At 72.8% G+C, this 19,409-nt stretch carries 19 protein-coding genes; 9 read left to right on the forward strand and 10 right to left on the reverse strand.

Going from position 1 to position 19,409, the window contains the following annotated elements:
- The 4 genes from RWM17_RS05315 to RWM17_RS05330 form a co-directional block, all read right to left on the reverse strand.
- On the reverse strand, positions 1–1,982 hold a 1,982-nt coding region (locus RWM17_RS05315; RefSeq protein WP_314101989.1), incomplete at its 3' end, for an MGH1-like glycoside hydrolase domain-containing protein.
- Positions 1,983–2,075: 93 nt separating this feature from the next.
- A complete protein-coding gene (locus tag RWM17_RS05320; RefSeq protein WP_314101990.1) occupies positions 2,076–3,011 on the reverse strand; it encodes a carbohydrate ABC transporter permease in 936 nt (311 codons plus the stop codon).
- Positions 3,008–4,117 carry a sugar ABC transporter permease gene (locus RWM17_RS05325; RefSeq protein ID WP_314101992.1) on the reverse strand — a complete coding sequence of 370 codons (1,110 nt, stop codon included), beginning with the start codon at positions 4,115–4,117 and terminating at the stop codon, positions 3,008–3,010. The genes RWM17_RS05320 and RWM17_RS05325 overlap by 4 nt, the downstream gene beginning before the upstream one ends.
- Positions 4,114–5,349, reverse strand: a complete 1,236-nt coding sequence (locus tag RWM17_RS05330; RefSeq protein ID WP_314102011.1) for an extracellular solute-binding protein — start codon at positions 5,347–5,349, stop codon at positions 4,114–4,116. Before RWM17_RS05330 ends, RWM17_RS05325 begins: the two co-directional genes overlap by 4 nt.
- Before the next feature lie 218 nt (positions 5,350–5,567).
- Here RWM17_RS05330 and RWM17_RS05335 point away from each other — a divergent pair, with 218 nt between their 5' ends.
- From RWM17_RS05335 to RWM17_RS05345, 3 genes are all read left to right on the forward strand, one after another.
- Positions 5,568–6,611 carry a LacI family DNA-binding transcriptional regulator gene (locus tag RWM17_RS05335; RefSeq protein WP_314101993.1) on the forward strand — a complete coding sequence of 348 codons (1,044 nt, stop codon included), beginning with the start codon at positions 5,568–5,570 and terminating at the stop codon, positions 6,609–6,611.
- A gap of 375 nt (positions 6,612–6,986) precedes the next feature.
- Positions 6,987–7,169: a hypothetical protein gene (locus RWM17_RS05340; RefSeq protein WP_314101994.1), complete on the forward strand. Its 183-nt coding sequence runs from the start codon at positions 6,987–6,989 to the stop codon at positions 7,167–7,169.
- 228 nt (positions 7,170–7,397) lie between these two features.
- Positions 7,398–7,982 (forward strand): hypothetical protein, encoded by a 585-nt coding sequence (locus tag RWM17_RS05345; protein ID WP_314101995.1) that lies wholly within the window; start codon positions 7,398–7,400, stop codon positions 7,980–7,982.
- Between the two features lie 192 nt (positions 7,983–8,174).
- Here RWM17_RS05345 and RWM17_RS05350 read toward each other — a convergent pair whose 3' ends face one another.
- The 4 genes from RWM17_RS05350 to RWM17_RS05365 all read right to left on the reverse strand — a co-directional run bounded on the left by RWM17_RS05350 (position 8,175) and on the right by RWM17_RS05365 (position 12,212).
- Positions 8,175–9,017 carry an alpha/beta hydrolase gene (locus tag RWM17_RS05350; RefSeq protein ID WP_314101996.1) on the reverse strand — a complete coding sequence of 281 codons (843 nt, stop codon included), beginning with the start codon at positions 9,015–9,017 and terminating at the stop codon, positions 8,175–8,177.
- Between the two features lie 194 nt (positions 9,018–9,211).
- Positions 9,212–10,585: an MFS transporter gene (locus tag RWM17_RS05355; protein WP_314101997.1), complete on the reverse strand. Its 1,374-nt coding sequence runs from the start codon at positions 10,583–10,585 to the stop codon at positions 9,212–9,214.
- A gap of 112 nt (positions 10,586–10,697) precedes the next feature.
- Complete coding sequence (locus RWM17_RS05360) at positions 10,698–11,141, reverse strand: hypothetical protein (RefSeq protein ID WP_314101998.1); 444 nt, start codon at positions 11,139–11,141, stop codon at positions 10,698–10,700.
- Positions 11,142–11,225: 84 nt separating this feature from the next.
- On the reverse strand, positions 11,226–12,212 hold the full coding sequence (locus tag RWM17_RS05365) for a helix-turn-helix domain-containing protein (protein ID WP_314101999.1): 987 nt from the start codon (positions 12,210–12,212) through the stop codon (positions 11,226–11,228).
- A 90-nt stretch (positions 12,213–12,302) separates the two neighbouring features.
- On the opposite strand from RWM17_RS05365, the gene RWM17_RS05370 reads away from it, so the two are divergent.
- The 3 genes from RWM17_RS05370 to RWM17_RS05380 all read left to right on the forward strand — a co-directional run bounded on the left by RWM17_RS05370 (position 12,303) and on the right by RWM17_RS05380 (position 14,437).
- Positions 12,303–13,052, forward strand: a complete 750-nt coding sequence (locus tag RWM17_RS05370) for an alpha/beta hydrolase (RefSeq protein ID WP_314102000.1) — start codon at positions 12,303–12,305, stop codon at positions 13,050–13,052.
- Between the two features lie 207 nt (positions 13,053–13,259).
- The gene (nadE, locus tag RWM17_RS05375; RefSeq protein ID WP_314102001.1) at positions 13,260–14,084 is read left to right on the forward strand and encodes an ammonia-dependent NAD(+) synthetase; all 825 of its coding nucleotides are present in this window, start codon (positions 13,260–13,262) and stop codon (positions 14,082–14,084) included.
- A gap of 41 nt (positions 14,085–14,125) precedes the next feature.
- Complete coding sequence (locus RWM17_RS05380; protein WP_314102002.1) at positions 14,126–14,437, forward strand: antibiotic biosynthesis monooxygenase family protein; 312 nt, start codon at positions 14,126–14,128, stop codon at positions 14,435–14,437.
- A gap of 111 nt (positions 14,438–14,548) precedes the next feature.
- Here RWM17_RS05380 and RWM17_RS05385 read toward each other — a convergent pair whose 3' ends face one another.
- Positions 14,549–15,340, reverse strand: coding sequence for a hypothetical protein (locus tag RWM17_RS05385; protein WP_194612868.1), 792 nt, complete (start codon positions 15,338–15,340; stop codon positions 14,549–14,551).
- A gap of 273 nt (positions 15,341–15,613) precedes the next feature.
- Between RWM17_RS05385 and RWM17_RS05390 the strand changes: the two genes are divergently transcribed.
- Positions 15,614–17,017: a hemolysin family protein gene (locus tag RWM17_RS05390; protein WP_314102004.1), complete on the forward strand. Its 1,404-nt coding sequence runs from the start codon at positions 15,614–15,616 to the stop codon at positions 17,015–17,017.
- Positions 17,014–18,054 carry a hemolysin family protein gene (locus RWM17_RS05395; RefSeq protein WP_314102006.1) on the forward strand — a complete coding sequence of 347 codons (1,041 nt, stop codon included), beginning with the start codon at positions 17,014–17,016 and terminating at the stop codon, positions 18,052–18,054. The genes RWM17_RS05390 and RWM17_RS05395 overlap by 4 nt, the downstream gene beginning before the upstream one ends.
- 44 nt (positions 18,055–18,098) lie before the next feature.
- Here RWM17_RS05395 and RWM17_RS05400 read toward each other — a convergent pair whose 3' ends face one another.
- Entirely contained in the window at positions 18,099–18,776 is a 678-nt protein-coding gene (locus RWM17_RS05400; RefSeq protein ID WP_314102008.1) for a GntR family transcriptional regulator, read from the reverse strand.
- 232 nt (positions 18,777–19,008) lie between these two features.
- Between RWM17_RS05400 and RWM17_RS05405 the strand changes: the two genes are divergently transcribed.
- On the forward strand, positions 19,009–19,409 hold a 401-nt coding region (locus tag RWM17_RS05405), incomplete at its 3' end, for a sigma factor (protein WP_314102010.1).

Consider the following 19,409-nt stretch of genomic DNA (forward strand, 5'->3'; position numbering starts at 1 on the left):
GCCGACCACGCCTGCGGCCGGCACGACGCCGGGTACGGCACCGGCGCGGGCACGTCGGCCGCGGCGTCGCCCCCGTGCAGCTCGGGCATGCGGTAGCCGAACCAGGGTGCGGCGGCGAGCAGTCCCTCGGACAGCAGGCGCGCCTCCTCGTGGTGGTGCGTCGCGGCGAGGCCGGCGATCGCGACCGCGGTGTCGTGGGTCCAGACCGTGCCCAGGTGGTAGCCGAGGGGCCAGAAGCCGACCGCGTCCGAGCTGAGCGTGCGGAGGCCGAAGCCGCTCGCGAGCTCGGGGCCGGCGAGACGGGCGGCGACCAGCGCCTCTTCGTCGGCGTCGAGCAGTCCGGTGCCGAGCAGGTGCCCGATGTTGCTCGTGACCGTGTCGACGGCGCGCTTGTCGGCGTCGAGGGCGACGGCGGGGAACCTGCCTCGCGCGTCCGTGACCCAGAAGCGCTCGCGGAACGCCGTCCGCAGGCTGTCGGCCCAGCCGCGCCACTCGTCGGCCCCGGGTCGGTCGAACGCGTCGAGCAGGTCGGCGCCGTGCACCGCCGCCTCGTGCGCGTAGGCCTGCACCTCGGAGAGCGCGATCGGTCCGTCGGCGAGGCGCCCGTCGCTCCACTGGACGCTGTCGCCCGAGTCCTTCCAGCCCTGGTTCGACAGGCCGTGGCCGGTCTCGTCGACGTACTCGAGCAGCCCGTCGTCGTCGCTGTCGCCGTGGTCGCGCATCCAGTCGAGCGCCGCCTCCAGGTGCGGCAGCAGGGCCCGCACCTCGTCGTCGGGGAGGCCCGCTCGCCACGAGTCGTGCAGCAGGCAGACCCACAGCGCAGTCGCGTCGACCGTGCCGTAGTAGAGGGGGGCGAGGGTCACGCCCTCGCCGTGGATCTCGAGCGGCCGCTGCCGCAGCTCGTGCATGATCTTGCCGGGCTGCTCGGCGCTCGCCGTGACCTCGCGCGTGCCCTGCAGGCCCGCGAGCACGCGCAGGGTGCCGGCGGCGACGCGGAGGTCGGGGTCGAGCGGCAGCGCGAGCCGCGCAGCCCAGATCGAGTCGCGGCCGAAGAGGGTGAAGAACCAGGGGGCGCCCGCGGCGAAGAAGACGTCGTCGGGTCGGTCGGTCGTCGTCATGCGGAGGGCCGACAGGTCGCCGAGCGCCTGGTGGAGCCAGCGGGCCAGACGGTCGTCGTGCGGCGCAGGGTCGAGTGCGCCCCATCGCTGGTCGCCCTCGACGCCGGCCACGACCGCGCCCTCGAGCACGGTCGTGATCTCGAGCCCGGCCGAGGCGGCGCCCCCGGCCGGCACGTGCAGTCGCCAGGTCAGCCGCAGCTCGCCGTCGGCGGTGGCCTCGATCCGCACCGCGCCTCCTGCGTCCTCGCCGCCCGTCGTGCCTTCGCCGCCGGCCCCGCCCGCTGCGCTTCCCGAGGCGGTCAGCGTCAGCGTCGTCACGGCGTCGCCGCCTGACCAGGAGGCGCGGACCCCGTCGACCTGCAGGTCACGCGGCGGCACGGCTGGCAGCCCGGCCTTCACCTCGTCCATCGACGACGCGTCGGGCCGTACGGCCACGCTCACGACGACGTCGAGCTCGCGGGGGAGGCGCGACGTCGCCGTGAGCGTCTCGCGGACCCCGCCGGTGCCGACCTCGCGCAGCAGCGACAGCCGCACGTCGGGGTCGGCCCCGTGGTCGTCGAGGCCTCGCAGCAGCGACTCGAACCGGATCGAGGAGGCGCCGAGCGGCACCGCCGCGATCGTCTCGACCCTGCTGCCCCGGACCTCGACCCGGTGCCCGCGCAGCACGCGGGTGTCACCGGCCCAGACGCCGTGGATCGCGGCGGCGCCCATCGCGCCGGTGGCGTCGGACCAGGCCTGGGCGGGCGCCTTGAGCACCACGGTCTCGGCGGCGAGGAACGGCTGGAGCGGCTCGGCCGCGGCGGCTGACGTGGCGTCGGCGGCTGCATCGGCGACGGTCGTGGGTCGTGACGTGGCGTCGGTCATGACGGGAGGGGTCCTTGCGCTGAGGGGCGTGCGGGGGAGGTGCTGCGTGCGAGTGGGACGGAGCCGGCCCCGGTGAGGGCCGGCTCCCTGCCCTCACTCCTTCACGGCCCCGTCGCTGCTGTTCATGATCTGGCGCTGGAACACGAAGAAGATCACGGCGACGGGGATGGTCATGACGACCGCGGCGGCGAGCTTCACCGGGTACTGGCTGCCCTGGCTGAGCTGCCCGGAGGCGAGCCCCGCGACGCCCTTCGTGAGGGTCGTCAGCTCGGGCGACTGGGTCGAGATGATGAAGTGCGAGAGCTCGTTCCACGACCCCTGGAACGACAGGATGATGATCGTGATCAGCGCGGGACGGGCCATCGGCAGCACGATCGACCAGAACACCCGGAACGTGCCGGCGCCGTCGATCCGGGCCTGCTCCTCGACGCTCGGCGGGATCGACTCGAAGAAGTTCTTCATGATGAACACCCCGGCCGCGTCGACGAGCAGCGGGATGATCATGCCGGCGTACGAGTCGTAGATGCCGAGCTGGTTGATCACCAGGAACTTCGGGATCAGCAGCACCACGCTCGGCACCGCCATCACGCCGATCAGCGCGGCGAAGACGACGCCCCGCCCGCGGAACCGCAGCCGGGCGAGCGCGTAGCCCGCCAGCGAGTCGAAGAACACCCGGCCGGCCGTCACGAACACCGCCACGATCGCGCTGTTCGTCGCCCAGGTCGGGAAGTCGCTGTTGACGAACAGGGTCTGGAACGCCGCCGTCGTCCACGTGGCGGGCACGAGCGAGAGCGGGTCGGCCGCGGCGTCCGCGTCGGTCTTGAACGACGTCGCCACGCTCACCAGGAACGGCACGATGTAGACGAGCGCCAGTGCGATCAGAGCCGCGTAGAGCACCGACGACGACACCAGCGAGGAGGTGCGGCGAGGCGGCCGGAGACCCCTGCGGTCCGCAGCAGGCGACGACGGGGGAGGTCCGGCGGGTCGGCCCGTGCCGACCAGGTCGGTGACGGGGGCAGTGGCGGTCATCGGCGCGCCTCCTTCTGGGTCGTGTCCTTCGGTTCGTACAGCGACGTCCGTCGCCGCGAGACGGGCCGTTCGCGCAGCACGGCCCGCTGCACGATCGTGAGCACGACGATGATCGCGAAGAGCACGAACGCGATGGCGGCGCCGCGGCCCCAGTCCTGCCCGGCGAAGGCCGAGGTGTACGAGAGGTACGACGGCGTCAGCGTCGTCTTGGCGGGCCCGCCCTGGGTGCCCGTGTAGATCTGGTCGAAGACCTGCCAGGTGCCGATCAGGCCGAGCGTGAGCACCGTGAAGAGGGTCGGCCGGAGCTGCGGCAGGGTGACGCGCCAGAAGCGCTGCCAGGCGTTCGCGCCGTCCATCATCGCCGCCTCCTGCACGTCGCCGCCGAGGTTCTGCAGCGCCGCGATGAACAACAGCATGAAGGTGCCGCTCGTCGTGAAGACGGCCATCAGCACGAAGGCGCTCATGGCGACGGAGGGGCCGGCGAACCAGTCCCACCAGCTCACGCCGAGCAGGTCGTGGTCGGTGAGGAACGCCGGACCGGTGATGCCCACCGCCCCGAGGACGTTGTGGACGACGCCGCTCGGGTCCTGGAACCAGGCCGGCCCCTCGATCCCGAGCCACGACAGGGCGCGGTTCACGGCGCCGGTCTGCGTGAAGAGGAACAGCCACACGACGGTGATGGCGACCGAGCTCGTCACGGACGGGAAGTAGAAGGCGGTGCGGAAGAAGCCCCGGCCGCGCAGCACCTGTCGGTTCACCAGCACCGCGAGGAACAGCGACACCGCGGTCTGGATCGGCACGACGAAGACGACGTACCAGGCGTTGTTGCGCAGCGAGATGCCGAAGTCCCTGGCCGCCAGCCCGCCTCCGTTGACGAGGTCGTCGTAGTTCTGCAGGCCGACGAAGCCGACGGAGGAGCTGAACGGCGAGCCGCGACCGCTCCAGTCCGAGACGCTGACCCACAGGGCCATCACCATCGGCACGAGCAGGAACAACCCGAGGACCACGATGGTCGGGGTGACGAAGAGCCAGCCCGAGGTGGCCTCGCCCCGCGAGGCGGTGCCGGGGCGGGCCCTTCGGCCGACGCGGGGCGAGGCGGTGCTCACGGCAGGATCGCCGCGTAGTTCGACTGGAACGACTCGAGCAGGTCGGCGGGCTCCGCCGAGCTGAGGCCCTCGAGCTGCGAGTTGAAGTCGGCGATCACGTCGGCCGAGCCCTGCTGCGTCGGCACGCCGACGGCGAAGTCGGCCGAGTCGAGGAACGCGGCGGAGTCGGGGTTGTCCGTCTTCCACTGGTCGGCGGCCGACTGCACGCTCGGCATCACGCCGAACGCGTCGGCGAAGGCGAGCTGCTGGTCGGTGCTGACGAGCTGCTCGACGAGCTCGAGTGCGGCCTGCTGGTTGGGGCTGTCGGCGGCGATGCCCCAGCAGTTGGTGAACTGCAGGGTGCCCTGGCCGCCGGGGCCGGCGGGCATCTCGGCGACGCGGTAGTCGACGTCGGGGTAGTCGGCGTTCATCGCGCCGGCGATCCAGTTGCCCTCGACCGTCATCGCGGCCTTGCCGGTGCCGAAGGCCTCGCCGCCCCAGCCGGCGCCGAGGTCGGCGGCGAACGCGGCGTTCCCGCTCGTGATCAGGTCCTTGACGTAGGTCAGGCCCTCGACGTTCTCCTCCGAGTCGACCGTCGCCTCCGTGCCGTCCTCGTTCGTCAGCGAGCCGCCGGCCTCGGCCATGAAGGCGCCGACGCGGGCGTACTCGGCCCCGAAGGCGAGGCCGACGTGGTCGGCGGTGGTGAGCTTCGCCGCGACGTCGGACAGGCCGTCCCAGTCGGTGGGGACGTCTGCGTCCGTGAGGCCCGCCTCCTGCCACATCTGCTCGTTGATCACGAGGCCGAGGGTCGAGAAGTCCTTCGGGGCACAGTAGAACTGGTCGTCGTAGGTGAAGCTGTCGACGAGCGTGGGGAAGAAGTCGTCGGTCTCGCTCAGCTGGTCGCCGTAGGCGAGCAGGCTGCCGTTCTCGGCGAAGCCCGCGAGGGCGTCGGTCGAGAGGTAGAAGACGTCGGCGGGCGAGCCGGAGGCGAAGCCCTGGCTGAGCTGCTGCGGCAGGTCGCTGGCGACGCTCACCTCGGCGTCGGTGCCGCTGTCGCCCGACCAGCTCGCGACGGCGTCGCGGACGGCCGCGGCCTCGGCGTCGCCGCTCGAGGCGATCAGCACGGTGAGCGAGTCGTCGCTCGAGGTAAGGGTGCCGTCGGAGCTCGCGCCGTCGCCGCCTCCCTCGCTGAAGCCGGAGCCGCACGCGCTGAGCGCGAGCCCGGTCACGGTGGCGATGGCGCCGAAGGCCATCAGGCGGCGGATGCGTCGTTGCACGGTGTCTCCTCGTCGAGAACGGTCGTCCCGGTGGTCGTGTCGTTGCGGGTTTGAACGATCAAAACCGGGTGGTCGCTAGAGTAGGCACCTGCTCGCGCGGCTGTCAATCGAGGTCGCGGCGGGGTGCGCTCCGCGGACGACGCGGGGCTGCGACGCGGGGCTGATCGACGACGACGAGCGAGACGAGGTGGGCGGTGCCGAGTGTCGAGTCGCCGCGCCTGCCCACGGTCGTGGACGTCGCCAAGGAGGCGGGGGTCTCGCGCCAGACCGTCTCCAACGTGCTGAACACGCCCGAGATCGTCGCTCCCGCCACGCGCTCCCGGGTCGAGCAGGCGATCGCCTCGCTCGCCTACCGCCCCCACGCCTCGGCGCGGCGGCTGCGCACCCGCAAGAGCTCGACGATCGGGGTGCGCCTCGACCCGGTCGCGAACGGCATCTCGGGTGCGGTGCTCGACCGGTTCCTGCACGCCCTGACCGAGCGGGCCGACCAGCACGGCCTCCGCGTTCTGCTCTTCACGGCGAAGGACCCGCTCGACGAGGTCGCCCAGTTCCGCCGCCTCCTCGACGGGGCCGACGTCGACTCGTTCGTGCTCACGTCGACCTCGTACGACGACCCCCGCACCGACTGGCTGCTGCGTGCCGAGGCCGACTTCGTGTCCTTCGGACGGCCGTGGGGCAGCGACGTGGCCGACCCCGCCCGGCGCTGGGTCGACGTCGACGGGCACCGCGGCGTCGCGGAGGCGACCCGGGCCCTGCTCGACGGGGGAGCACGCCGCGTGGCGTTCCTCGGCTGGCCGTCCACCTCGGGCATCGGCACCGAGCGACGGCAGGGCTGGCGCGACACGATGCTCGCCCATGGCGGGCTCCACGCCGCGGAGCTCGACGAAGTCGACCTGACCGTCGACGACCAGGTCTCGCTCGCCTCCGACCGGGTCAGGCAACTCGTCGCGCACCTCGCGGAGACCGGCCGCACGATCGACGCGGTCGTCTGCGCCAGCGACTCCCTCGCCCTCGGCGCCTTCATGGTGCTCGGCCGCTCGGTGCCCGTGGTCGGCTACGACGACACCCCCGTCGCCGCGGCCCTCGGCCTCTCGAGCGTGCACCAGCCCGTCGAGGAGGTGGCCCACGCCACCCTGGACCTGCTGCTGCACCAGGGCCCCGCGGCCCGCGTCGCGTCGCCCGGGTCGGCTGCTGACCCGCGGCACCGCCTGCTCGCCCCGCGCCTCGTGCTCCGCTAGCTTGCCGCCGCCTCCCGCCCCGCTCGCCCCGCTCGCGCCTCCTCATTCAGGACTTCGCCTCCTGACTCGCGCAACTCAGGTCCAAATGGTCCTGATCTGTGCACGGTTCAGGACGCGCCGGCCCGCTCGTCCTGAACTCGTCGCACTGGCCCTGGACGGGACACCCGCGACGCGCCAGGGTCGGCAGATGATCTGGTGGGTGGCGCCGCTCGCCGCCGCGGCGGGGTTCGTGGGGCTGTGCGTCGTGCTGCGCGACGAGCAGCGGCAGCGGCGTGCGACGCGTGCAGCGGGAACGACCGAGCGAGCGCCGGAGGCGCGGCCAGGGCTGTCAGGGTCGGGCCGGTCCCCGAGGCGCCAGCGCGGGGAGGGGGCGTCGTGACGAGTCCTGTGGGTCGGGGCCGCCGCCTCCTGCGCGTGCTCGGCGCTGTCGTGGGAGTGCTGCTGGTCGGCGTGCGGACGGCTCTCTCGGCCGTGGCCGTGTTCGGCAGCGACGGCGCGCACAAGCCGCACCCCGGCCCCGTGCCCGGCCCGGATCAGCGCCCCGAGTACCGGCCCTGAGCCTGCGGCAGCCGCGGGATCCGCGCACATCCAGGGTCGAGCCGACGGGTGTGCGCGGGTCCGAGGGGTGCGGAGGCGCCCGGCGCCCGGCGCCCGGCGGCAGGGTGCGCGGCCTGCACACCGTCCAGGAGGCGGTCCTAGGCTGACGGGACGAGCCCGGCACGCAGACGTCCGGGCGGCCGTCGCGGAGCAGGGCTCCCCGGCGGCGACGACCACGAGGGGGACACCGTGACCGATCCGCAGAGAGACGACCGACTGCCCGGGAGCGAGACGGGCGCCTCCTCGTCACGACCGGCGGCGCCGCCGGCCGCACACCCGACCGGCGCGAAGGCCGCCCCGACCACCGAGCAGGCCGAGCCCCGGCCGCCCGTGACGGGGCAGCAGATCGGCGCCACCCCGTACGTGGCCGCGATCGCGCTCTCGCCGATCGTCACGTGCGTGTTCGCGGCGGTCGAGATCAGGCGATCGGTCGAGCTCCTGGCGCCGGGCAGCACCGGCGTGGGGCAGGGCGACTACACGCTCGCGGTGGTCGTCAGCCTCGTCGTCGGCATCGGCCTCGTCGTGCTCTCCTGGCTCGACCGACGCACGCTGCGGGCACGCGGCGTCGAACGGCCGTTCCACTGGGCCTGGTCGATCCTCAGCGTGCTGATCTACCTGATCGGCCGGAGCGTCGTCCTGCGGCGCCGCGTGGGAGGGAGCGCCGCACCGCTCTGGCTGTTCCTCGGGCTCTCGGTTCTCGGCGGGGCGATCGCGATCATCATCGGCATCTCGTCGGGAGTCGCCACCATGGACCGCCCGCCGGTCGACTTCTAGCCGCGCCCGACACGACCGCACGCGCGGGTGCGCCTGCCGCCGCCACGAACGACACCCCCGATCCGGCAGGACACCCTCGGAACGAGGGGTGCAGTGCGGATACGGGGGTGTCGTTCGAGCCAGCTCATCGAGCGAGCGGGCTCAGAGCCCGGGCGGGCTCAGAGCACGAGCGGGCTCAGAGCACGGGCGGCCTCAGCGCGCGAGGAACTCCAGCACCACGCGGTTGAACTCGTCCGCGTCGCTGACGTTCGCGCCGTGCGGCGCGCCCGCGATGACGTGCAGCTCCGAGCCGGCGATCGCCGCGTGGGTGCGCGCGCCCGAGCCCTCGTAGGGGACCGTCGCGTCGCCGTCGCCGTCGCCGTGGATGACCAGCGTCGGCACGGTGACCTTGGTCAGGTCCTCGCGGAAGTCGGTCGTGGCGAACGAGTTCATCGCGGCGAGGGCCGCGGCCTTGTCGGCCTGCTTCGCGAGGCGCAGCGCGTCCTGGCGGTCCGCCTCCGACACCTTGAGCACGCCGTCGACCGAGAAGAAGCCGGTGGTGAAGTCGTCGTAGAACGAGTCTTCGTCCTTGGTGAGGCCGGCGGTCATCTCGGCAGCCGCCTCCTTGGTGAGGGGGCCGTCGGGGTTGTCGTCGGTCTTCATCAGGTACGGGGGCACGGCCGACGCGAAGACGACGCTGTGCAGGCGCTCGGTGCCGTACTTGCTGACGTAGCGCGCGACCTCGCCGCCGCCCATCGAGAAGCCGACGAGCGTCACGTCGTCGAGGTCGAGCTCGGTGAGGACGGTGTGCAGGTCCTCGGTGAGGTGGTCGTAGTCGTAGCCGGTCTTCGGCTTGTCGCTGCGCCCGAAGCCGCGTCGGTCGTAGGTGACGACGCGGTAGCCGGCCTCGACGAACGCGGGGACCTGCTTGCTCCACGACTCGCCCGAGAGGGGCCAGCCGTGGATGAGCACGACGGTGCGTCCGCTGCCGCCGAAGTCGTCGACGTGGAGGTTCGTGTCCTTGAAGAGCCCGTGGTGGGCGGTGATCTCGGTCATGGTTCCTGCCTTCCTCGGCCGCACCTGCGGCCTGTCCTCTCGTTCGTACCCGCGCCTCCTGGCTGTTTGCCCGAGGGCTCGTCCTCCTGCTTCGCGCAGCGGACAGCCCGCGTCGTGAACTGGAGGCCCCAGGGCGAGAGGCCGAAGGAGGTGCGCGCCGGCCGCTGCTGCAGGGCCCCTTCCGCAGATGCAGGTCAGACGTGCGGCTGCGGGGCCGAGCGCTGCCGCCCCGCGAGCACGCCCGACAGTGCGAGCACGACGAGCCCGACGGCCGGGATCAGCAGCAGCCCGACCCGCAGCGAGCTCGCGTCGGCGACGGCGCCGATCAGCGGCGGCGCCGCGAGGAACCCGAGCCGCATCAGCCAGCTGACGAGCGTGAGCCCCGTGCCCGGCCGGAACCCCGGCAGCGTGTCGGCCGCGTGCATGGCCGCGGGGATCAACGTCGCGACGCCGAAGCCGGCGAGGGCGAAGCCGAGGATGGTCGTCCCGACCGACGGGAACGCCAGCGCCTGCCCCATCCCGACGAACACCAGGGCCCCGCCGACCCGGGCGACGGCACGCTGGCCGAAGCGGTCGACGAGTCGGTCGCCGAGGATCCGTCCGACGAACTGGGCGCCCTGCAGCGCCACGAAGCCGAGCGCGGCGATGGTCACGCCGGCGCCGAGCGAGCCGGAGAGATAGAGAGCGGCCCAGGTGTTGCCGGCGTCCTCGACGACCGTGCCGGAGGCGGCGATCAGCACTAGCGCGATCAGCACGCCCCAGGTGCCCAGCTTCACGGCCGAGCGGCGGACGCGTGCGCCTGCGTCGGCCGCTGAGTCGGAGTCGACCCCCGAGGAGGCGCCGGCTCCGTCCCCGGCACCGGTCCCGCCCTCGGGTGCGCCACCGGCCACGGGCACCGGGGCGGACGTCGACGACGACGCGACCCCCTCGGTCGGCGTGGCGGGCGCCTCCTCGAGCTCGGAGGTGGGCTCCGGCCCCTGGAGCATGAGCCGGTACGAGACGATCGCGACCACGCCGAAGACGACGCCGGAGATCGCCAGGTGCACGCCGATCGGCACGCCGAGACCGGCGGCAGCGCCGCCCATCAAGCCGCCGGTGACGGCGCCCACGCTCCAGATCGCGTGGAACGAGTTGAGGATCGAGCGCCCGTACCGGCGCTGCACCCGTAGCCCGTGGGAGTTCTGTGCGACGTCGACGATCGCGTCGAGCGCGCCGGCCACGAACAGCGCGGCGGCGAACAGCGCGCCGACGGGGGAGAGGCCGGCCAGCAGGACGACGACGGCGGTCACGACCGTGCCGACCACCGCGACGCGTGACGACCGGAAGCGACGGATCAACCAGCTGGCGGCGAGGCCGGCGACGATGGCGCCGACCGGTCCGGCTGCGACGGCGAGGCCGAAGGAGGCGTTCGACAGGTCGAGCGCGTCCTTGATCGCCGGGTAGCGGGGCAGCAGGTTCGAGAACAGCGCGCCGTTCGTGAGGAACAGCAGCGCGACGGCCAGCCGTGCCCTCCGGGTCTCGTGGTCGGGTGCGGCAGGCGTGCCGGGTCGGGGGGACGTCGTCGACATCGTCGGGTCTCTCGGCTGGGGGAAGAAAATTGATCGAATCGATTCGATCACGCGTCGATGCTAGTGGAGCCGAGACCGTGACGGCAACGTCCCGCGCGGCCCGGGTCCGACCTCAGCCGGCCGGCCCGAGCAGCACGGCGAGCATCGTCGCCGCCGAGCCGACGAGGAAGCTGAACGTGCCGAGCTGCATCGTCCGGGTCTTGTTCCGGTCCGCGACGGGCACGCTCACCTCGAGGATCGGGCAGCCCGACCAGCCGATCAGGCCGAGGCTCAGGGCCACGACGGAGGCGCCGATCCAGAACAGCGTCTCGACCGGCGTCGAGAGCACGTCGGGTCGCCAGCCCGACACGAGCACGGCGCCGAGGGCGAGCGCCACGGCGACGACGGCGGCGGCGAACCACAGCGTGCCGGTCCACATGATGCGCGTGAGGTTCTCGACCGGTCCCATCAGGTCGCGGCCGTCGTGCTGCCGGGCGTGCGAGGCGTCGTCGACGGTTCCCGTCCGTCCGCGTCCGGGTCGTGCGGCGGTGTCTGGGGTGCTCTGGTAGTCGGTCACCCTGCCACGTTGCCACCACTCGGCCCCGGCCGCCCGGCGATGTCCGGTCCGTGCGTCGCCCTCTCCGCTCGCGAGCGGCGCCCGTCAGCTCCGCAGCGTGACGCTCGGGTGCTCGCCGAACCGCTCGTGGTACGACGCCGAGAAGCGTCCGAGGTGGCTGAACCCCCAGCGGCGCGCGACGCTCCCGACCGTGGCGGTCTCGGGCGTCGCGACGGAGAGGTCAGCGTGCACCCGGTCGAGCCGGATCTGGCGCAGGAGCACGGTCGGGCTGACGTCGAGGGCCCGCTGCAGGGCCACCTGCAGCCCCCGCACGCTGAGGTCGGCGGCCCGGGCGACGTCGGCGACGCCGATCGGCTCCTGGGCGTGCGTGTGCAGGTACTCGACGGCGAGGGCGAGGCGTCGGGCCCCCGGCACGACGGGGGCGCCAGGGGCGAGCGCCACGGCCGAGGCCTGCCCGGCCTCGTGCGGGAACGTCTCGAGCACGGCGAGGGCGAGCCGCCGGTTCGCCTCGGCCCGCAGCAGGGGAGGCGCGGCGAGGTCGAGCAGCACCGGGGTCGTCTCCGAGAGCACGGCCCGCCAGCGCCGCAGCGCCGTGTCCCCGACGGGGGCGGCATGGAAGAAGGTGACGGGCCCCGACGTCACGTCGCCGCGTTCGGCGGCCAGCCGCTCGAGGTGCGCCGCGCCGACGTGCACGAGCCGCTGCCGGTAGTCGGAGAAGTCGAAGGAATAGGCCCTGGTCGGGGCGATCCGGGGCACGAGCGGCCGCAGCTCGACCGCGTCGCGTCCGACGTCGACCGTGCCGCGCCCCTCGACCAGCCACGACACGACGTACTCGGGCACGGCGTCGGCCGTCCCGCGGGCCGACCCGTGGAACTCGGACGTGCGGAGCGACACATCGCCGTCGCCGACCGCCGCGTAGCGGTACTCGAACGGACGGTCGAGCTGGTCGAGCCGGAACCCCTCGCCCGGGTACTGGGCCTCGTAGAGCTCGCGGGCCGCATCGAGGTCGTCGCCGTGCACGGCACCGCGGAACGGCGGCGGCGTCGCCTCGGTGCCGGCCTCTTCGTCCATCGTCGACATCCTCACACGCAGGAGGCGCGGGTCGCGTCGGCGACTCGGCGACCGGACAGCCGCCTCCCGGCCCCGTACTGTGCAGGGACCATGTCGCACGCCCCCGCCGCGCCTCCTCGGCCGCCCCGCCCGGCGCTCCGTCGGGCGCTGCGGCACGGCGTCTGGTGGCTGCAGGACTACGCGTTCGCGGCCTGGTGGCAGCTGCGCGCGGTGCTCTCGCCGCGGGGCTCCGACGACTACCTCTCGGGCGGCGGGCGACCCGTGCTCGTGCTGCCCGGCATCTGGGAGACCTGGGCGTTCCTCCGCCCGCTCATCGAGCGGGTGCACGACGAGGGGCACCCGGTGCACGTGATCGAGTCGCTCCGACGGAACGGCCGGCCCGTGGAGGCGACCGCCCGCGACGTCGCCGCGTACGTGCTCGAGCACGACCTGCGCGACGTGGTCGTCGTCGCGCACAGCAAGGGCGGGCTGGTGGGCAAGTACCTGATGGCGCTGCTCGACGACACCCGTCGGGTCGACCGCATGGTCGCCGTCTGCACGCCCTTCAGCGGCTCCCGGTACGCCGCCTGGCTGGTGCTGCCGAGCCTGCGGGCCTTCTCGCCTCGTGACTCGACGACCGTGATGCTGTCGCGCGACCAGGCCGTCAACGAGCGCATCACCTCGATCTACGGCGAGTTCGACCCGCACATCCCCGAGGGCAGCGTGCTTGTCGGCGCCGACAACGTGCAGCTGCCGACCGGCGGGCACTTCCGGGTGCTGGCGCACCCGCGGACCGTGGCGACGGTGCTCGCGGTCGCCGGTCGGCCTGCGCCGGACGCCGACCGGTCAGCCGCGGTCTGAGAGGATGGGCTCCCGTCACCTCGACCAGGCAGGAGCCTCCCATGGCCGAATTCTTCATCGGACTCGTCAGCGCGATCACCCTCGTCGGCCTCGGGCTGACCGTCGCCGCCTTCGTGGCCCTCTCGACGTCGAAGTAGTCCCGCCCGGCGAGCCGATCCGACCGGAGCGACGGGTGCCGGTCGAGCGGCGCGTGGCTAGAGTCGTCGCATGAGAGCGCTGCAGGCCACCATCATCTCCGAGCTCGCCGTCCGCCCCGAGATCGACCCGGCCGCCGAGGTCGAGCGACGCGTCGCGTTCCTCCGCGACTACCTGGAGACGACCGGTGCCGGCGGCTTCGTGCTCGCCGTCAGCGGCGGCCAGGACAGCACGCTCGCGGGGCGCCTCTGCCAGCTCGCGGTCGAGGGGGTCCGCCGCGACGGCGGCACGGCCGAGCTCGTCACCGTGCGGATGCCCTACAAGGTGCAGGCCGACGAAGAAGACGCCCAGCTCGCCCTGCGGTTCATCGACGGGGCCCTGGGGCTCGTGGTCAACATCCAGCACGGCGTCGACGGCACGGCGCAGGACGTCGCCGAGGCGACGGGTTCCCCGCTCAGCGACTTCGCCAAGGGCAACGTGAAGGCGCGCACCCGCATGGTCGCCCAGTACGCGATCGCGAGCGAGCGCGGCCTGCTCGTCGTCGGGACCGACCACGCCGCCGAGGCGCTGACCGGCTTCTTCACGAAGTACGGCGACGGCGGGGTCGACCTGGTGCCGCTCACGGGCCTGAGCAAGCGCCAGGGCAAGGCGCTGCTCGCCCACCTCGGCGCACCCGCGCGGCTGTACGAGAAGGCGCCGACGGCCGACCTCCTCGACGAGACCCCCGGCCAGACCGACGAGGCCAACCTCGGCCTCACCTACGCCGACATCGACGACTACCTCGAGGGCGGCGCCGTCGACGACGCGATCGCCGAGCTGATCGAGGCGCGCTACCTCGCGACCGAGCACAAGCGCCGCGTGCCGGCCAGTCCGGTCGACGAGTGGTGGCGCGCCTGACACGCGTCCCGCTGTCGGTCGCCCGGTGTTGACTGCGACCCATGATCATCGTGACCGGCCACCTGCTCGTCGACCCTGAGCTGCGAGACGACTACCTCGCCTCCTGCGTGAGCCTCGTCGAGGCGGGCCGTGACGCGCCCGGCTGCCTCGACTACGCCTTGTCGCCCGACATCGTCGACCCGGGCCGCATCAACGTCGCCGAGCGCTGGGTCTCGCAGAACGCGCTCGACGACTTCCGCGGCTCCGGTCCCACCGACGAGCAGGAGGCGGAGATCCGGCACAGCGACGTGCACGACTACCAGCTCACCGGCCCGGAAGAGCCGTCGCTGTCGGAGTCGGGCGACCTGGCCTGAGCCGACCCGATCTGGGCCGAGCCGATGCAGGCCGACCCGATCTGGGCCGAGCCGATGCAGACCGCCCCGGGCCGAGCCGCCCTGGGCCGAGCCGCCCCGGGCCGACCCGGGCTAGTCGATCCCGTCGATGCCGCCGAGGCGTTCGAGCACGCCCGTGAGGATGGTGCCGGCAGGGTCGGGCAGCACGTGGTGGTTCAGGTAGATCCCCTCGAGCCAGGGCAGGACCTCGTCGGCGGGCATGCCGACGGCGGCCCAGTCGACGCCGGGCAGCGCCCGGGTGACGGTCTGCTCGGTCCCCGGGGTCAGCCACGCCTCGGCGATCGGCTGGTCGGGCGTGCGGTGCTCGTCGGCAGCCCAGAGCAGGGCGATCGGGTGCTCGCGGACGTCGTCCGGCGCCTCGTCGACGTGGTCGTGCTCGACGTGCCCGGCGCCGAGCCAGGGCAGGGTGAGCAGCTCGCCCTCGATGTCGACCTCGACCAGGTCGAGGTGCGTCGGCTCCTCGACCTCGCACACCCAGAGGTCGAGACCTGCGTCGTGCCAGGCCGCGGCGTCGTCGACGTCGTCGATCAGGTCGGGCATCAGCGCCTGCAGGTCGGTCAGCAACGCCGTCGCCCACGCGACGACCTGGGCGGTGTCGCCGGGGCCCCACGGGCTCGTGTCGGTGTCGTCGCCCGCTGCGTCGTGGAAGTGGTGCTCGGCGCCGCCGTCGACGGCGTCGAGGTGCACCTGGCCCGTGCCGAACCCGACGTACAGGCTGCTGAGCTCGGTCTCGTCGTCCCACTCGCCGAAGAGGTTGGGCTTGCCGAGCGAGGTGGGCAGCGGCAGCGTCGCCGCGTGCCGCGTGCCCAGCGCGAACACGGCGCGGAAGCGCCTGGTCGGCAGCCGGAGGCTCATGTCAGTCACAGGGTGTCTCCGATCGATCGGCTCCCAGCGTACGGGCTGCGACCGACGCCCACTGCCCTGGTGCCGAGTGGTCACGAACGGTCGATCAGCGGGCCGGCCGGAGCAGGAGTCGACCACTCGGCCGCGAGGGCGACCTGCACGCACTGCAGGTTCACAGCATCGTCGCGGCGTCGCTCCTTACCATCACCGCATGGACGACCCTCCCTCTCACATGCCGACGCCCTTCCGCGCCCTGACGCCCCATGGTGTCTCTGACGAGCGAGGAGGGGCTCAGTGAACGAGTGGGCCATGCTCGCCGTCGGTCTGGTCCTGACCGTCGGCACCGGCTTCTTCGTCGCGTCCGAGTTCGCGCTGGTGAACCTCGACCGGAACGACCTCGAGGCCCGCCAGGCCCGGGGCGAGAAGCGCCTCGCGCCGACGATCAAGGCGCTGCGCATCACGTCGACCCACCTCTCCGGGGCGCAGCTCGGCATCACGCTGACGACGCTGCTCACCGGCTACACGTTCGAGCCCGCGATCAGCTCGCTGCTCGCCGCCCCGCTCGGCGAGCTCGGCGTGCCCGCGGCCGTCGTCCCGGGCATCGGCGCCGTCGTCGGCATCGTGATCGCGACGCTCTTCTCCATGGTCGTCGGCGAGCTCGTCCCGAAGAACTTCGCGCTCGCTCTGCCGCTCGCGACGGCCAAGTTCGTCGTGCCGTTCATGGCGACCTTCACGACCGTGTTCAAGCCGGTCATCCTGCTCTTCAACAACACCGCCAACGCCGCGATCCGCACGATGGGCATCGAGCCGAAGGAGGAGCTGTCCGGCTCCCGGTCCGCGGAGGAGCTGAGCTCGCTGGTGCGGCGCTCGGCGCTCGAGGGCATGCTGGACGACGACCACGCGACCCTCCTGGGCCGCACCCTGCGGTTCTCCGAGCACGCGGCGGTCGACGTCATGACCCCCCGGGTCCGCATGACGACGGTCCGCTCCACCGGCACCGCCGCCGACGTCGTCGAGACGGCGCTGGCGAGCGGCTTCTCGCGGTTCCCCGTGATCGGCGACGACAGCGACGACATCGTCGGCGTCGTGCACGTCAAGCAGGCGTTCGCGTTGCCCGCCGAGCAGCGGGCGTCCGTCCCGGTCGCCGGCCTCGTGTCGGACGCGCGCTTCGTGCCCGAGTCGATGGGCGTCGACACCCTGCTCGGCCTGCTGCGTCGTGAGGGCTTCCAGATCGCCGTGGTCTCCGACGAGTTCGGCGGCACGGCGGGCCTCGTCACCCTGGAGGACCTGGTGGAGGAGCTGGTCGGCGAGCTCGAGGACGAGCACGACCGCGCGAAGGCCGGCATCGTGCGGTCGTCGGGCACCGTCGTCTTCGACGCCGCCCTCCGCCCCGACGAGCTCTGGGACCGCGCCACGGTGCGGGTGCCCGACGACGGCGACTACGAGACCGTCGGCGGCTTCGTCACCGAGCAGCTCGACCGCCTGCCCGAGGTGGGCGACGAGGTCGAGCTCGAGGGCGGCACGCTGCGCGTCGAGCGCGTGGTCGGGCAGCGGCTCGAGCGCCTGCGGTTCGTGCCCTCGCCGGCCGAGCTGCCGACCGCCTCCGGCGCTTCCCTGCCCTCGACGCACGGCAGCGGGACTGCCGCCACCGACCACGACCGGGTCGTCGCCGGACTGCGAGAGGACCTGAAGCGATGAACGAGTACCTGCCCGGCATCGTCTGGCTGTTCGTGCTGCTGATCGTCAACGGCTTCTTCGTCGGCGCCGAGTTCGCGGTCATCTCCGCTCGCCGTTCCCAGATCGAGCCGCGGGCCGAGGCGGGCAGCAAGGCGGCGAAGAAGACCCTGTGGGCGATGGAGCACGCCACGCTCATGCTCGCGACGAGCCAGCTCGGCATCACCGTCTGCTCGCTCGTCATCCTCAACGTGTCCGAGCCGGCGATCCACCACCTCCTCGAGATCCCGTTGGCGGCCACGCCCCTGACGCCCGAGGCGATCGGCGTCGTCGCGTTCGTGATCGCGCTGGTGCTCGTCACCTTCTTGCACGTGGTCGTCGGGGAGATGATCCCGAAGAACCTGTCGTTCTCGGTGCCGGACCGGGCGGCCCTGCTGCTCGCGCCTCCGCTCGTGTTCGTCGCGACCGTGTTCAAGCCCGTGATCTGGTCGCTGAACGGCGTCGCGAACGCGGTGCTGCGTCTGTTCCGCGTCGAGCCGAAGGACGAGGCGACGAGCACCTACACGCTCGACGAGGTCGCCACGATCGTGCAGCAGTCGACCCGCGAGGGAGTGCTGTCGGACGCGTCGGGCACGCTCTCGGCAGCGTTCGAGTTCACGACCCGCAAGGTGCGCGACGTCGAGGTGCCCGTGGCCGAGATGGTGCGGCTCGTGCCGGGAGCCACCCCGCGTGACGTGCAGCTCGCCGTCGCCGAGCACGGCTACTCGCGCTACGTGCTCACCGACGGCGAGGGGCAGCCGACCGGCTACCTGCACCTCAAGGACGTCATGGACTTGACCTCGGCCGAGACCCTCGACGCGCCCGTGCCGGCGAAGCGGGTCCGGCGGCTCGGCGCGGTGCCGCACGACGCCGACCTCGAGGACGCGTTGGCGTCGATGCGCCGCAGCGGTGCGCACGTCGCCCGGGCCGTCTCGGTGATGGGCGAGACGACCGGCGTGCTCTTCTTGGAGGACATCATCGAGGAGCTCGTGGGCGAGGTCGACGACGCGACGACCGTCTAGCCGTGCGCCGCGACCGGTCGTGCCTGCCGGTCGTGCGTCGGTCGCTAGGCGCCGGGGCGCTCGGGCGAGAGGGGCCGCTCGCCCGGCAGCTCGTGCATAGCCTCGGCGGCGAGCTCGGCCCGGATCGGGTCGCGGTCGCGGGTCGCCTGCTCGAGGGCCGTGAGCGCAGTGCTCATCTCGCCCCAGTTCAGCACCTGGACTATGTTCGGCACGCGGAGCGAGTAGGCGAGGCCGTCCGTGACGTCGCGGCAGACCTTCTTGAGGGCGCTGTTGCCGCAGTGCTCGACGTAGGTGTCGAAGAGGGCGACGGCGTGGGCGTTCAGCGCCGGGCCGTCTTCTCGCTCGATGTCGCCGATGCAGGCCTCCACGGCGGAGCTGATCTGCTTCACGACCGTCTCGGGGAGGCGCGGCACGGCGAGGCGGACGGCCCCGCCGAACAGCACCCCGAGCGTCTGGACGACCTCGACGGCCTGGCCGGCGTCGGGCGTCGCGACCCGCGTCCAGCGGTTCGGCGCCATCTCGACGAGGCCGGCGCGGACGAGGTCGCTCAGAGCCTCGCGGATCGGCGTGCGCGACACCTGCAGCCAGGCGACGAGCTCGTCGTCGTGCAGGCGCTCGCCGGGCTCGAGCGTGCCGTCGAGGATCGCCTCGCGGAGACGGTCGCGGACCGTGTCGCGCAGCAGCTGCCGCTCGGTCGTGGGGGCAGAGGTGGGGACGGGCACAGGTGTCTCCGATCGTGGGCGGGTAGGGCGTGCAGCTCTGCACTCCAGGATACCGAGGAAATGTCCTGTGTGGAGGGTGAAGCGTCGATCCTGATGTACCAGTGGACCAGCTGCTGAGGGTCCGGCCCCCGAAGTGGGGGACACCAAAATCATGCAGGCGCATACAGTGGCCGCAGCACTCGGGGGGGAGCGCCTCCCACCCCCTCGTACCCCACACCGACCGGACGACACCGTGACCCTCGCACCTGTGCAGCATGCCGAGCTCTCGCCCTCGGACGACGACCTCGTGGTCGCCTTCTCCCGCGGCGACGAGCGTGCCTTCGCCGCGTTCTACGACCGCACTGCGTCGCGCGTGCACGGCCTCGTGCGTCGGGTGCTCGTCGATCCCGCCCAGTCGGAGGAGGTCGTGCAGGAGGTGTTCCTCGCGGTCTGGCAGGACGCCTCCCGTTTCGACCCGGCCAGGGGCACCGCGCTGTCGTGGCTGCTCGTGCAGGCGCGGCGACGGGCGATCGACCGGGTGCGGTCGTCGCAGGCGAGCCGCGACCGCGACGTCGCCGTCGGCGTCCGCGACCTCGACCCGGTCCGCGACGACGTCGCCGAGACGGCCGCGGTGCGCCTCGAGCACGCACGCGT

It is taken from the genome of uncultured Frigoribacterium sp. (assembly GCF_963515265.1).
GTDB lineage: Bacteria > Actinomycetota > Actinomycetes > Actinomycetales > Microbacteriaceae > Frigoribacterium.